At 68.8% G+C, this 14,523-nt stretch carries 9 protein-coding genes; 3 read left to right on the top strand and 6 right to left on the bottom strand.

Annotation, left to right across the window (positions count from 1 at the left end):
• Positions 1 to 29 precede the first annotated feature (29 nt).
• A complete protein-coding gene (locus DBV35_RS25980; RefSeq protein WP_108663284.1) occupies positions 30 to 1,382 on the bottom strand; it encodes a glycosyltransferase family protein in 1,353 nt (450 codons plus the stop codon).
• 467 nt (positions 1,383 to 1,849) lie between these two features.
• Between DBV35_RS25980 and DBV35_RS25975 the strand changes: the two genes are divergently transcribed.
• Complete coding sequence (locus tag DBV35_RS25975) at positions 1,850 to 5,941, top strand: hypothetical protein (protein ID WP_157961991.1); 4,092 nt, start codon at positions 1,850 to 1,852, stop codon at positions 5,939 to 5,941.
• 138 nt (positions 5,942 to 6,079) lie between these two features.
• On the opposite strand, the gene DBV35_RS25970 is transcribed toward DBV35_RS25975, so the two are convergent.
• Positions 6,080 to 6,799 (bottom strand): metallophosphoesterase family protein, encoded by a 720-nt coding sequence (locus DBV35_RS25970; RefSeq protein WP_205648874.1) that lies wholly within the window; start codon positions 6,797 to 6,799, stop codon positions 6,080 to 6,082.
• A 138-nt stretch (positions 6,800 to 6,937) separates the two neighbouring features.
• Here DBV35_RS25970 and DBV35_RS25965 point away from each other — a divergent pair, with 138 nt between their 5' ends.
• Complete coding sequence (locus DBV35_RS25965) at positions 6,938 to 7,744, top strand: sulfite exporter TauE/SafE family protein (protein WP_108663281.1); 807 nt, start codon at positions 6,938 to 6,940, stop codon at positions 7,742 to 7,744.
• 191 nt (positions 7,745 to 7,935) lie between these two features.
• On the top strand, positions 7,936 to 9,678 hold the full coding sequence (locus DBV35_RS25960) for an ABC transporter permease (RefSeq protein ID WP_170135042.1): 1,743 nt from the start codon (positions 7,936 to 7,938) through the stop codon (positions 9,676 to 9,678).
• Between the two features lie 96 nt (positions 9,679 to 9,774).
• Here DBV35_RS25960 and DBV35_RS25955 read toward each other — a convergent pair whose 3' ends face one another.
• From DBV35_RS25955 to DBV35_RS25940, 4 genes are all read right to left on the bottom strand, one after another.
• Positions 9,775 to 10,524, bottom strand: coding sequence for an amino acid ABC transporter ATP-binding protein (locus DBV35_RS25955; RefSeq protein ID WP_170135051.1), 750 nt, complete (start codon positions 10,522 to 10,524; stop codon positions 9,775 to 9,777).
• 58 nt (positions 10,525 to 10,582) lie between these two features.
• Positions 10,583 to 11,893, bottom strand: coding sequence for an amino acid ABC transporter permease (locus DBV35_RS25950; RefSeq protein WP_108663278.1), 1,311 nt, complete (start codon positions 11,891 to 11,893; stop codon positions 10,583 to 10,585).
• Position 11,894: 1 nt separating this feature from the next.
• Complete coding sequence (locus DBV35_RS25945) at positions 11,895 to 13,286, bottom strand: amino acid ABC transporter permease (protein WP_108663277.1); 1,392 nt, start codon at positions 13,284 to 13,286, stop codon at positions 11,895 to 11,897.
• Positions 13,287 to 13,362: 76 nt separating this feature from the next.
• Complete coding sequence (locus DBV35_RS25940) at positions 13,363 to 14,385, bottom strand: amino acid ABC transporter substrate-binding protein (protein WP_108663276.1); 1,023 nt, start codon at positions 14,383 to 14,385, stop codon at positions 13,363 to 13,365.
• Between the last annotated feature and the right edge of the window lie 138 nt (positions 14,386 to 14,523).

Below are 14,523 nucleotides of genomic sequence, written 5' to 3'. Positions count from 1 at the left end.
CGAGCCAACTGAGAGAGGCGCCGCCGCGCTCAGATCTGCTCGTGGCCGGTCGCGTTCGCGATGATGAGCGGGCCGTAGAGGAGCTGGGCGAAGAGGCGTGAGGGGCGCAGCGTCGCCCAGTAGGTCGACTTCGCCACCGCCGCGTCGCGCCGTGCGTGCGCGGCGTCGGCGGCCATGTCGGACACGATCTCGCCGAGGACCCGGTCGTCCGCCGCGCGCATGATGCGCGAACGGAGCGTCCCGACGATCTGCACGCCATTGTAGGTGAGGATCGGCTTGCCCGCCGCCATCGCGTGAAGCGCCGTGCTCGAATGGCGCTCGGCCCCGCCATTGGGCGGGTAGGGCAGAAGCAGCGCGTCGATCCGCTTCATGGCGGCGAGATAGATTGGCCGCGGCATGAACTCATCGATGATCGACACGTTGCGCTCGGGGATCGCCGCGAGCTCGGCCTTCAGCTCCTGCACCTCGTCCGACAGGCTCGCCCCGTTGGGGTCCGGGCGGACGTGGATGATGAAGCGCGTGCGCTGCGGGTTGGTCGCCGCCTGGTTGGCGGAGCGGATGATGCGCGCCAGCTGGTCGAACCCGCACGCGCGCGTCGCGGCGGAGAGGTAGCCGACCGTGAACCGGTCGGGCGGCGCCTCGCCGGGCGATTCCAGCGACAATTCGGGCGGGGAGTCGATCGCCTGAACGGGGACGCCCATCTGCGCCGTCAGGCGCTGGGCGAGCTGGCGCGACCAGGCATAGAGGAAGATCGTCGGGCGGGAGCCGTTCAGCTCGTCGATCCGCGCGCCGATGCGCTGGAGCGGTGCGAAATCGGCGATGCGGGGCATCGTCGTCCCGTCCCACCAGGTGGCGAGGTGGACAAACGGGCGGCTCGCCGGCGCGATCTCCGACAGGAGGTCGACCATGGTGGCGAGCAGCGCCGCGTCGAAGACGGGCACGAAGATGTGCCGCTTTCGGCTGTAGCGGGAGGAGGCGAGCACGAGGGCGAGCCGCTCGCGCAGGGCCCCCAGCATCTCTGAGAAGCGGCGCGTGCCAGCGGCCGGCAGGTCGTGCGTGGAGGTCGGGAAGCCGCCATTGCCGAAGGCGACGCTCGTCTCGTTGCCGATGACGACGAGGGGGATCTTCAGCCGCGCCGCGCAGGCGTTGAGGCGGATCGCCAGATCCTCGTGCGACGGGTTGGACGGGGCGACGCCCGGATCGACGACGACGAATTCGTGCGCGAGCCGCCCCTCGCGCGCGAGCTCGGGGAAGGCGGCGTTGCGCAGGAGCGCGACTTCGATATCGGCGATCGGCGGCTCCGCCCAGACCGGGTCGAGCGCAAGCTTCTTCGAGCCGATCGAAAGCCGTTCAACGCCAGGGGTGTAGGCCAGTCTATGCACGATCCAACATAATCAGATGAGTGAAAACGTCCGCACGGCGCCCGTCGCCCGGCCGAGCCGCTCGTTGCCGCATCTTACAGCCAGTGTGAAAACTTGTCCCATTAAATGTTCGCAGGAATGCAGAGGCTGTCCCATCAAATCCCGCGTGACGAGGCAAGGCTTTCACTTGTGTCGATTCTATGGCGGTGTGGTTGTAAATTCGGTGATATAGGAAGGAAGTTTTTCGCGCTGCACAAAAATATGAAATGCAGTTATTGTGAAGTGAGAATTTCATGTCGGTATGACGAAAATGAGATATATCGCACAATCATTACATGGGAATGCTGAAGCGTGATCACAGGTCGCGTCGGGGTGCGTGTCCCGCGCCGCGGGATCAGCACATATTTAAATAAAAGTTTAAGGTTAAACTCGCATCGTTCGCGCCGCGGAAAAGCGCCGGAAACAGGGGCGAAGCGGTGCCGATTGTCTTGAGTCCACCCCAGCGGACCGCGGAAGGGTTCGCCGACCTTGCCGTGCGCGTGGGCTGGTGGCTGGGGCCCGGCGTCTATGACGACCAGTCGGCCCCGATTGCCGTGCCCTGCCTCGCCCCGATGCCGCATCTGTCGCGCGTCGAGCCGCCCGCCACTGTCGACGAGCGGATTGCCCTGCGGCTCACCCGGATCGCCGCGCGCACCACCTCCGTCGCCTCGTTCGAGGCCGACCAGCGGCGCATCCAGGAGAGCGCGCTCGGCGGGGATACGATCCTCGCCACCTCGCGCGAGGGTGTCTCCGACGCGCGCTTTGCCGCCCTCGCGCGGCGTGGCGCGATCCTCGACGCCGATTTCGCCCACGCCGCGGACGAGGCCATCGCCTGGCTGAAGGCGGGCGCCATCGCCGCCGGCGAGGCCGACACGCGTCCGGCGCGCACGGCGCTCGCGAACCTGCGCCGCGCTACCATGGGGACGCGCCGCATCATCGTCGCCGGCGCCGACATCGAGGCGGAGGATTTCGCGGCCCTGCGTGGCGAGATGCTGGCGCTCGACCCCGTGCTCGCCGCAGGCGTCGGCCTCGCGCCGGAGCGGCCCGTCATCGTCAGCCTCGACGATCCGGTCCGGCATCTCGGCCCCTCCCGCAGCGCGGCCGAATTGCGCGATGTCGTGATCGACATGGTGGAGGCGAACCGCAACGCCTTCCTGTGCGTGCCCGCCGTCGCCGGGCCGCTGATGCGCTCGCGCCTGCCGCGCACGGCGTGGGACCGCCTCGTCCTCGCCGAGATCGAGCCGCGCCTCGACCCCGGCCCCGCGACGCTCCTCTCCGTCGCCGCCTCGCTCGCCGACACGGTCGACATCATCGGTTTTTCCGGGATTCCCGCCCCCCTCGCCGACGACACGGCCGCCGTCCACCCGGCCTACGCGGCGAGCGCCCTCGCGCCGGCCGACCTCGGCGACGTCATCGCCGCAGCCGAGGCGGTGGGAGTGAGCGTCGCCTGCCTCGGCCGCACCCGCCATCCAGGCCTGTGGCAGCGCGACCGCGGCCGCGCCCCGACGCAGATCATCGACGAGGCGGGCGGTCTTTCGACCGAAGCCGCCATGCATCTTGCCGAGCCGGCCGAGGCGGGCGGGCGGCGCCTGCGCCTCACGCGCCATCCGGGCTCGGCCAACTTCACCCTCTGGCGCACCGCCGGCGGGACGGGGGCGGCCTTCCCGCTCGCGATCCTGATGCGCGGGGCGGAGGAGGGGCGCAGCGGCGATGGCGGCGTGCCGCGCCACCCCTGGCCCGCGACCGACAGCGCCGCCCGCGCCCTCATCCTCGACCTTGCCGACGCGGCGGACCCCGCCCTCGTGCCGACGCCGATCGGCCGCGAGGCGGCGCGCAAGGCCGCGGAGGTGACGCTCGTCGGCCTGCGCGCCGGCCTCGCGCCGGGGGAGGGGCCGGAGGGCCCGTTCGCCGACCCCGACGACGAGCGCGACGCCCTCGTCAATTATCACCGCCTCAAGCAGCGCGACCTCGACCGGGTGGAGGCGCCGCGCCTGCGCGCCCTCGCCAAGGAGATCGACGGGCGCGTCTTCCTCTTTGCGCCGGGCTTCGACTGGACGCGGATCAACATCGACCGCCTCGCCGGGACGACGCTCGCCGTCGTCGACACGCCCTTCGCCGCGATCCCGCCCACCGTTGCGGAACGGGCCGGCCGCCTCCTCCTCGTCGCGACCCGCGCGGCGGCGCGCGAGGCGGACCGGGGCGAGGCCCCGAACGCACTCCGCCTCACGGCGCTCTGCGCAGCCCATCGCGGTGCGGCCGACGACATCGTCTTCGACCCGGCCGATCTCGTCTGGTCGGCTGGCGGGACGGGCGAGACGGCGGTCTGCGTGCGCCTCCTCGCCTCGCTGGGCGCGGACCCGATCGTCGTCCTCGGCGCCGTCGTCGAGGACCGCCGGGAGGAGCCGCGCGTGATGAGCCTTGCCGGCGAACGGCCGGGCGAGGCCGAGGCGCGCGATTTCCACGACCTCTTCCGCGGCGGCGACTGGCCGGGCGAGGGGACGCTCCTCGTCGCGGCCGGCCCCGACGCGCGCCTCGACCTTCTGGAGCGGCTCTTCGGCGGGCTCGGCGACCGCCTCGCGACGCTCGTCACCCGCGAGGGGGCGATCCGCCTCGTCCGCGGCGAGACGATCGTCACCGGCTCGAAGGTGGCGCTGCCGGCCTACCAGCCCGACGAGACGGGCCTCCTCGTCGCCGTCGACCGCTACGCGCCGCAGGCCGTCATCGCGCTCGACGGCGCGCTCCTGCCCCAGCCGACCGACGCGCCCATCGTCTTCATCGGCACGCCCGGCGGGGGGATAAGGGGCCGCGTCGTCTCGACACTTCCCGCGTCGGCGCTCGATGCGGCGGCCGGCAGCGAGGCGGAGGCCGACCGGCTGCGCCTTGCGATCGGCGACGCCGTCACCGAGGCCGTCATTGCATCGCGACGCTGGCAGGCGGCCGTCATCGCGACGCCCACGGCGCTTGATCGCGCGCCCGCGATGCCGGTCGACAGAGTTCCGCCGCAATGGCTCGCGACGCTGCGCGCCGGGTGGAATCCATTGTTCCCGACCAAGGATCGCACTAATCCAAAGTCGGAGATTGGCACTCACCGCAAGAAGAGGCGCGCTCCCATGGCAAACAACGTGACGCGACGGCCCGCCGGTTTCGCCGCCCTGTGGCCCTGGCCGGGCACCATTTTCCTGGTCCTTCTGGCCGGATGGATGCTCTACATGGCCTCGATGGCCGAGATGGCGGACGTCAAGAACGCCTTCTACGGGCTCGCGGGGGTGACGCTCTTCGTCTTCGTGCTCGCCCTGCGCGCCACCGTCGGCAAGCCGCGGGCGCGGGCGATGCAGACATCCTACGAGGAATATGGCCGCGTCGCCCCGATCCGCCGCTCCGCGATCCCCGACGAGGGGGCCGACGAGCCGGACGCGGAGCCGGTCGAGCCGGAGCCCTCGGGCGACGAGGTGCGCGCGCAGCTTCTCGCGCGCGCCCGCGCCCGCGTCGCCGAGACCGCGGGCGAGGAGAAGGCTGAGGATGGGAAGGCCGAGGAGGCCTCGGCCGAGGCGGCGGCGCCCCGGCCCGTCATGCGGCCCGAACTCGTCCCCCCGCCGGCCGGGGAGCCGCCCGCGCCCTCGCGGTCCCTGCCGCAGGTGGAGCGCCTTTCGGCCGCGGTCGACCAGCTCGAGGCGTGGATCAACCGGGAGAAGGCGGAGCGGGGCGCGCAGTTCGCCAAGCTCGAAACGACCCTCGCGGGCCGCATCGCCTCGCTCGAGACCCGCCTCGACGGGCTTCCCTTCAGCGGAGAGGATCCGGCCGCCGCGCTCCGCGCGCTCGTCGACGAACGGCTCGGCGCCGCCCATGAGGAGGCCGCGCCCCATCCCCACATCGCCGCGCTCGGCGAGCGCGTCGCGGCGGTGCGCCACGATGTCGACGCCTCGCTCGCCGCCGCCGAGGCGGAGCGGGCGCGGCTCGGCGAGGAGATCGGCGCGCTGCGCACCCTCCTGGAGGCCGAGGGGCAGGCGGGCCCCGACCAGGCTGCCGCGCCGGTGGCCGTGGACGAGGAGGCGCTCGCGCCCCTCAACGCGGCGATTGCGGCGCTGAAGAGCGCGCAGGAGGTCGACAGGCGCGAGCTCGCGACGCTCCGCTCCGCGCTCAGCGACGGGGTCGCGGGCGAGGCAGCCGCGCTCGATTTCGACGTCGCGAACCGGCTGAGCGCGATCTCCGACCGCGTCGCGGCGATCGAGGAGAAGGCCGAGGCGCGCTACGAGAACGCTGAGGCGATGCTGGAGGAGATGCGCGGCAGCGTTTCGGCCGTCGGCTCGCACGTCTCCGCCGTGGAGGCGACGTTCAAGGCGCTGATGGAGCGGCTGGAGCGCATCGACGTGCAGGCCGCCGACCGGCCGGCCGAGCAGAGCGTCCAGTCCGAGGTGGAGGCGCTGCGCGACGCGCTGACGACCATCATCGAGCAGAACCGCGAGATCCGCGAGAAGCAGGACATCCTGACGGCCCGCTTCGACGCCCCGACCCGCATCGAGGTCGACCCGCAGAAGGACTGACCGGACGGGCGTCCGCGCGGTGCCCGGCATTGCGCCCCCGACCATCCGGCGCGCGGGATCGCGGACAAGACGATCGCGCGCTTCGATGTCGAGCGGCTGTCTTCCCGCTCGACAGGTTCCAGCAGGGCGAGCGCCGCTCTACCGGGCCGGGATCTGGATGAAGCCGACCTCGTTCCCTTCGAGCACGGCGGCGGTCAGCGACCCGCCATAGACAGCCCCCGTGTCGACATTCGTGCGCCAGGGCAGGTGCTCCGGCGCGGAGACCGGGGTGTGGCCGTGGACGACATGCATCGGCAGCGGCTTGCGGTAGGAGAGGAACTCGTCGCGGATCCAGATCATGTCCTGGCGGTTCTGCCGGTCGATCGGCACGCCCGGCCGGATCCCGGCATGCACGAACAGCACGTTGCCGATGCTGTGCGAGACCTTGAGCCCGTTCAGGAACGCGATGTGCTCGGGCGGCATGACCGACTGGAGAAGCGGCTGGAGGGCGGCCGGGTTGCGCGCATGCTGGCGCGGCTCGATGCCGTAGGAGCGGAACGTCGCCTCGGCCCCGAAGGCCAGCCAGCGGTGGATCGAGCTCCCGTCATGGAGGCCCGACAGCATCGCGTCCTCGTGGTTGCCGATGAGGCAGATCCGCTTGCGCCCGTCGAGCGGTGGCAGGCACAGGAAATCGATGACGTCCTTGGAATCGTCGCCCCGGTCGACATAGTCGCCGATGAAGATCTCGGTCACGTTGTCGACCGGCCGCGCGGCGATGTCGGCGGCGATCGCATCCATCATCTTGTGGAGGAGATCGATGCGCCCATGGATATCTCCGATAGCATAGACCCGCTGTCCGGGTGGCAATTCTACACTCATCGGGCGCGTCTCGGTTGACGAAGGCGGTCCGACCCCTCCATTGCGATAGCGCACCATACGGACGGCAAGGATCCTGAAGCGTACGCGAACGGGTCATGGGCGCGACAACCCGTTGGCCGTCGCTTCAGGGGATCTCTCGTGATCGACATTATTACCTTTGCTCTCATTCTCGCCATCGCGGGCGCGGCGGCCGGTCTGATCGCCGGTCTCCTCGGGGTCGGTGGGGGCATCGTCATCGTTCCGGTCCTATTCTATCTCCTTCCCGCCGCAGATGTTCCCGAAGAGCACACGATGCATATCGCCGTGGCGACCTCTCTCGCCACCATTATCGCGACATCCATCGTCTCGGCACGGTCTCACTACAAACGCGGCGGCGTCGACGTGCCCCTGCTCGTGAGCCTCGCCCCGGCGATCGCGATCGGCGTCATCATCGGGGTGATCTTCGGCGGGCAGGCGAGCGGCAACGTGCTCACCGCGGTCTTCGCGACCGTCGCCTTCATCGTGTCGATCCACATGGCCTTCTTCAAGGGCCGGCAGATCCTCGATCATGTTCCGGGCCAGCCTGTGCGCTCGCTGATCGGCGTCTTCATCGGCGGCTTTTCCGTGGTGATGGGGATCGGCGGCGGCACGCTCAGCGTCCCGATCCTGACGCTGTGCGGCGTGCCGATCCGCCGCGCCGTCGGCACCGCGGCGGCGATCGGCCTCATCATCGCGGTCCCCGGCGCGATCGGCTTCGCGATCGCCGGCTGGGGCGAGACCGGCCTGCCGCCGGCGAGCCTCGGCTATGTGAACCTCATCGGCTTCGCGCTCGTCGCGCCGCTCTCGATGTCGCTCGCCCCCTATGGCGCGAAGCTCGCCCACACCATCCCGCAGACCTGGCTGAGCCGGGCGTTCGCGATCTTCCTCGCCGCGACAAGTATCAAGATGGCGACGAGCCTCATGTGATCTCGTGGGGTCGACGGGCGGCCGTCTCCGGCCGGCCGCCCGCCGCGAGACTTGGCAGGCCACCCCACAACAAGTAATCCTGCTCAATGAGGCAGCACGAATTTAAAACTCCTCCAGATCAAAACTCGGGCGCAGTCGGCGTCCGGGCGCAGGATCCGTCGCGCACGGAGCGCGGCTTCTCGTGGCTCACCGTGGCCGCGATCGTGCTGTGCGGCCTCACCCTCCTGCCGCTCGCCGCCCTCATCGTCGCCGCCTTCCAGTCCGACGCCGGCGCCTTCGCCCACTACGCGCAGACCGTGCTGCCGCGCTATATCGCGAACACGCTGGCGCTCGCCTTGGCCGTCGCGGTCGGCGTCACCCTCGTCGGCGTCTCGGCCGCGTGGCTCGTCACCATGTGCCGCTTTCCGGGGCGCTGGTTCTTCTCCTGGGCGCTGGTGCTGCCGCTCGCGGTGCCGGGCTATGTCAGCGCCTACGCCTACACCTACCTCCTCCAGCATCCGGGGCCGGTGCAGACGGCGCTGCGCAACGTCACCGACTGGGGCCCGCGCGACTACTGGTTTCCCGAGATCCGCAGCCTCGAGGGCGCGGCCTTCGTGCTCGTGATGGTGCTATACCCCTACGTCTATCTCCTCGCGCGCACGGCCTTCCTGCAGCAGTCCGCGACGGCGTTCGAGGCGAGCCGCACGCTCGGCCGTTCGCCCTGGCGCGCCTTCATCGAGGTCGCGGTCCCGCTCGCGCGCCCGGCGATCGTCGCCGGCCTCGTTCTGGCGGTGATGGAGACGCTCGCCGACTACGGCACCGTCTACCATTTCGGCGTCGAGACCTTCACGACCGCGATCTACCGCACGTGGTTCTCGATGGGGGACCGCGTCGCCGCGGTGCAGCTCGCGCTGATCCTCGTCTCGTTCATCCTCCTCCTGATCGCGCTGGAGCGGGTCGGCCGGCGCGGCCAGCGCTTTTCCGACATGCGCGCGAGCCGGCCGATGCCGGGTCTCGTCCTCAAGGGCTGGCGGGCGGGGCTCGCGGTGCTCGCGTGCGTCATCCCCATCGCCTCAGGCTTCGTCATCCCGGCGGTCACGCTCTTCGGCCTCGGCGTCTCTCTCAACGTGCCCTGGCTCGACCCGCGCACGACGGGGCTCATCTCCAACACGCTGACGCTCGCCGCGATCGGCGGCGTCGTGACGGTCGCGGTGGCGATGGTGATCGCCTACGCGCGGCGCCTGTCGCGCGGGCGGCTGACGCAGATCCTCGGCCACCTCGCGGGGTTCGGCTACGCGGTGCCGGGGGCGGTGATCGCGGTCGGCCTCCTCATCCCGCTCGGCGCGCTCGACCGGGCGATCAACGTCATGACGGTGAGCGTCATGGGCGTGAAGGTCGGCCTCATCCTGACCGGCACGATCGCGGCGCTGATCTTCGCCTACGTGGTGCGCTTCCTCGCGGTGTCGCTGAACGGGGTGGAGGCGGGGCTCGCGCGGATCTCGCCCTCGCTCGACGGGGCGGCGCGCACGCTGGGGTCCGGCCCGTTCACCACCTTCCGCCGCATCCACGCGCCGCTCCTGCGGGGAGGGCTGCTGACGGCCTTCCTCATCACCTTCGTCGACATCATGAAGGAGCTGCCGGCGACGCTGATCCTGCGCCCGTTCGATTTCGACACGCTGGCGATCCGCGCCCACCGCCTCGCCTCCGACGAGCGCCTCGCCCAGGCGGCCGTCCCCTCGCTGATGATCGTCGCGGTCGGGCTGATCCCGGTGATCCTCCTGTCACGCCAGATCGCCCGCTCGCAGCAGCGCAGCGGCCGCTCCGACCGCCGCCTCTTCACCCTCGCCTCCGTCCGCGAGGAGGAGACGCCGCCCGCCCTCCTGTCGGGCGAGCCGGCGCCGGGGGATGATGACGGGGCGTCGAACGGCAAGTCGCGGAGCGCGATCGCGGCCTGACGCCGCCTCCGCGCCACGTCGCGGCCAAAGAAAAAGGCGCCCGGGGGCGCCTCCTTCGTGTCTCTCTCGGCCCGGCGTGCTGCGCCGGACGCCCCCTCAGTGGGCGAGGATCTGGCTGAGGAAGAGCTTCGTGCGCTCGTGCTGCGGGTTCGTGAAGAAGGGCTCCGGCGCGTTGCTCTCCACGATCTGGCCCTGGTCCATGAACACCACGCGGTTCGCGACCTGACGGGCGAAGCCCATCTCGTGCGTCACGCAGATCATGGTCATGCCGGTCTGGGCGAGGTCGACCATCACGTCGAGCACTTCCTTGATCATCTCCGGGTCGAGCGCGGAGGTCGGCTCGTCGAAGAGCATCACGTTCGGGTTCATGCAGAGCGCGCGGGCGATCGCCACGCGCTGCTGCTGGCCGCCGGAGAGCTGGCCCGGATATTTGTTGGCCTGCTCCGGAATGCGCACGCGCGACAGGTAGTGCATGGCGATCTCGTTCGCCTCGCGCTTCGGCATCTTCTTCACCCAGATCGGCGCGAGCGTGCAGTTCTCGAGGATCGTGAGGTGCGGGAAGAGGTTGAAGTGCTGGAACACCATGCCGACGTCGCGGCGGATCTCGTCGATCTTCTTGAGGTCCGAGGTCAGCTCGACGCCGGCGACGACGATCTTGCCCTTCTGGTGCTTCTCGAGCGCGTTGATGCAGCGGATGAGGGTCGACTTGCCCGAGCCCGAGGGACCGCACACGACGATGCGCTCCCCCTTGTTCACGGTGAGGTCGATATTCTTCAGGACGTGGAAGTCCCCGTACCACTTGTTGAGGCCGACAATATCGATCGCGACCTCGTCGGAGACCGCCATCGTGCCCGGCGTGGCTTCCGGCTCGTTCTGGGCGACATTAGCCATGGTGAGTCTCCTGTTAGCGTCGGTCGGCGGCCCGGAGGCGCTTCTCGAGGAACATCGAGTAGCGCGACATGGACCAGCAGCAGATGAAGAAGAGAAGGGCGATGAACCCGTAGAGTTCCCACACGATGCCGTTCCAGTCCGAGTTGGAGCGGATCGGGTTCGTGAGGCCCAGCGGGTCGAGAAGACCGATCACCGCCACCAGCGTCGTGTCCTTGAAGAGGCCGATGAAGGTGTTGACGATGCCGGGGATCGAGATCTTGAGCGCCTGCGGCAGGATGATGAGGCGCATCCCCTGCCAGTAGGTGAGGCCGAGCGTGTCGGACGCCTCATACTGGCCGCGCGGCAGGGCGGCGAGGCCGCCGCGCACCACCTCGGCCATGTAGGCCGACGCGAACAGCGTCACCATGATGAGGACGCGCAGGATCAGGTCGAAGTTCGTGCCAGGCGGCAGGAAGTAGTTGAGCAGCGTCGAGGCGACGAACAGGAGCGTGATCAGCGGCACGCCGCGGATGAACTCGATGAACGTCACGCAGATCATCTTCAGGATCGGCAGCTTCGACTGGCGCCCGAGCGCGAGCAGGATGCCGAGCGGGAGCGAGCCGGCGATGCCGGTGACGCCGATGACCATGGTCAGCAGGAAGCCGCCGAACTTGGAGGATTCCACCGGCTCCAGGATGAGCCCGCCCCACAGGAGGAAGTAGGCGATCACCGGGTAGGCGAGGGTGAAATAGAACCACTTCGACTTCTGGTGCTCGTTCCCGAAGAAGTAGGCGACGGCGCCGGCGATGATGGCGATGAAGGTCGTCGGGGTGACGAGCGTCTCGAGACCGTCGTCGCCCGTCACCTGCCAGATGATGGCGAAGGCGAGCTTGATGGCGAGGAGCCCGACCATCGCGATGACGAGCGGGCGCATGGTGCGGAAGAGGACCGGCGTGATGGCGACGACGAGGAGGAGGGCCGCCGTGTCGGGCCGCCAGCGCAGGTCGATCGGATAGAAGCCGTAGAGGAGCTGGCCGAAGCGCTCGTGGATGACGGCCCAGCAGGCGCCGTGCGCACCCTCGCCGAAGCGCGTCGCGATGATCTCGCGGCACTCGGTGAGGCTGCCCGCGTTCCACACGGACTTGAAGACCGCCCATTCGAGGAAGGCGGGGACGATCCACGCGATGATCGCGAGGCAGAGGACCGTGAGGGCCGCGTTGGTCCAGGAGGAGAAGAGATTCTCCCGGAGCCAGCCGAGCACGCCGGTGGAGGAGGAGGGCGCCGGCTCCTGCTTGTACTGGGTCTCGGCGACGTAGGGGACGGTGTGGGCGTGGGTTCCGCTCATCTTACCGCTCCACCAGTTTCACGCGGGAGTTGTAGATGTTCATCACCAGCGAGATCAGCAGCGACAGGATCAGATAGAAGGCCATCAGGAGAAGGATGCACTCCATCTCGCGGCCGGTCTGGTTCAGCGTGATGCCGCCGAGCGTGCCGGTCGCGTCCATGTAGCCGACGGCGATCGCGAGGGAGGAATTCTTCGTCAGGTTCAGGAACTGGCTGATCAGCGGCGGAACGATGACCCGCAGCGCCTGGGGCAGGATGACGAGCTTCATCGTCCGGTTCGGCCGCAGGCCGAGGGCGTAAGCCGCCTCGGTCTGGCCGTGGCTCACCGACAGGATGCCCGCGCGCACGATCTCGGCGATGAAGGCGCCGGTGTAGAGCGAGAGGGCGAGCCAGAGGGCGATGAGGCTGTCACGCAGCTGGATGCCGCCCTGGAAGTTGAAGCCCTGAAGGGTCGGATATTCGAGGGTGACCGGCCGGCCGAGCAGGTAATAGACGATGACGGTCGGGATCACGAGGATGAGGATCGTGATCGCGGGGACCTGCGAATCGTAGGCCCACCGGACCATCGCGGCGCCGACGAGGATCGCTGCGAGCGAGCCGAGCGCGATGATCGCGAAATTGCCTTCCTCGAGCGGCGTGAAGGACAGGAGGACGAAGAGGATCTTCGCCGTCACGAAGGCGGAGAGGACGCCGATGACGCCCGCGATCGCCCAGCGCGCCATGGAGCTCATCGGCGGGAGCTGGAAGCCGGTCGTCTCCTGGTGACGCCGCGAGTAGCGCGTGAAGAGGACGACGCCCGCGATGGACAGGAGCGTGACGATGAGGAGGACGGGCCACCCGCTCTCGAACAGCGGACGCGGGACGTAGATGCCGCGATTGGTGGCGACGATCGCGCCGGTCTCGAGGTCGCGGAAGGCGCGCGGGGCGGGCAGCGACTCGTTGACGACGGTGGCCGTCAGAAGGATCCAGAGAAGGACGGGGACGTTGCGGAAGCCCTCGACATAGAAGGTCATCATCTTGGAGATGAGCCAGTTCTTCGAGAGGCGCAGCACACCGGCAGCGATGCCGATGATCGTGGCCGTCAGACAGCCGAGGCCCGCGACGAGCAGCGTGTTGATGATCCCGACGAGCGCGGCGCGCGCGTTGGTGTCGGTGCTCGTATAGGAGATGAGGCGCTGGTTGATGTCGTATCCGGCAGGCTGCCAGAGGAAGCTGAAATTGAAGTCCTTGCCGAGGGCGGCGAGGTTGGCAACGGTGTTGTTGACGAGCCAGGCAACGACCAACATCAGGATCATCATGGTGATCGCCTGGATGAAGCCAGAGCGATATCGCTCGTCCCGCCACAGCATTTCGATGCGGAAGGAGGGTGCGTCGGGGCTTGTCACGACGCTCATTGCGGACGCTTGCTCATTGCGGTCTCCGGATGCGAAAGGGGCGTGGACCTGAAGTCCACGCCCCGGATTTCGGCGCTTAGCGGAACGGCGGCGCGTAGAGGATGCCACCGTCGGTGTAGAGCGCGTTGAGCCCGCGCTCGAGACCGACCGGGGTGTCCGGGCCGAGATACTCGTCGAAGAGCTCACCGTAGTTGCCCACCGACGAAATCACCTTGACCGCCCAGTCGGTCGGGAGGCCGAGCATGGCGCCATACTCGCCCTCGGTGCCGAGGAGGCGGTTCACTTCCGGCGAATCGCCGGCAGCGGCGCCGAGCTCGACAGCGTTGTCCTTCGTCACGCCATACTCTTCGGCGACGATGAGGGAATTGAGGACCCAGCGGACCAGATCACCCCACTCGTTGTCGCCATGACGGACGACGGGGCCGAGCGGCTCCTTCGAAATAATCTCGGGGAGGATCAGATAGTCGGTCGGGTTCGGGTAGGACGAGCGGGAGGCGGCGAGGCCCGAAGCGTCGGTCGTGAAGGCGTCGCAGGCGTTCGCGAGGAACTTCTGCTTGGCTTCCGCTTCCGTCTCGATCGGAACCGGCTCGTAGCTCATGTTGTTGGCGCGGAAATAGTCCGCGAGGTTCAGCTCGGTGGTGGTGCCGGTCTGGATGCAGACGGTGGCGCCGTCGAGCTCGAGGGCGGAGGTCACGCCGAGCGACTTCGGCACGATGAAGCCCTGGCCGTCATAATAATTGACGCCGACGAAATCGAGCTTCAGGTCGGTGTCGCGCGAGAAGGTCCAGGTGCTGTTGCGCGACAGGACGTCGACTTCGCCAGAGGCAAGGGCGCTGAAGCGCGTCTTGCCGGTGAGGGACTTGTACTCGACCTTCGAGGGGTCCCCGAAGATCGCTGCCGAGATCGCCTTGCAGATCGCGACGTCGAAGCCCTGCCAGTTGCCCTGGGCATCCGTGAACGCGAAGCCGACGAGGCCGGTGTTGATCCCGCAGATAAGATTGCCACGATCCTTCACTTGTTGAAGGGTCTGCGCTTGCGCGCCAGTCGCGACGACCAGGCCGGCAACGGCCGTGGCAGTCGCCAATGTCAGCAGTTTCATCAGTTCGCTCTCTCCATTGGGGCGACGGTTCTGGTTCAGTCGCTGGGGCCGGGGTAGCAAAAAACATGCCGGACTCAGACAACTCTGCCAGCTGAGATTGCATGGCTGAGTGCGAGCATAAGCAAACAAACCGAACGA

This window comes from Acuticoccus kandeliae, assembly GCF_003073115.1.
Note: the sequence above shows the minus strand (reverse complement) of the source record. Positions and strands in the feature narration are given on the sequence as shown.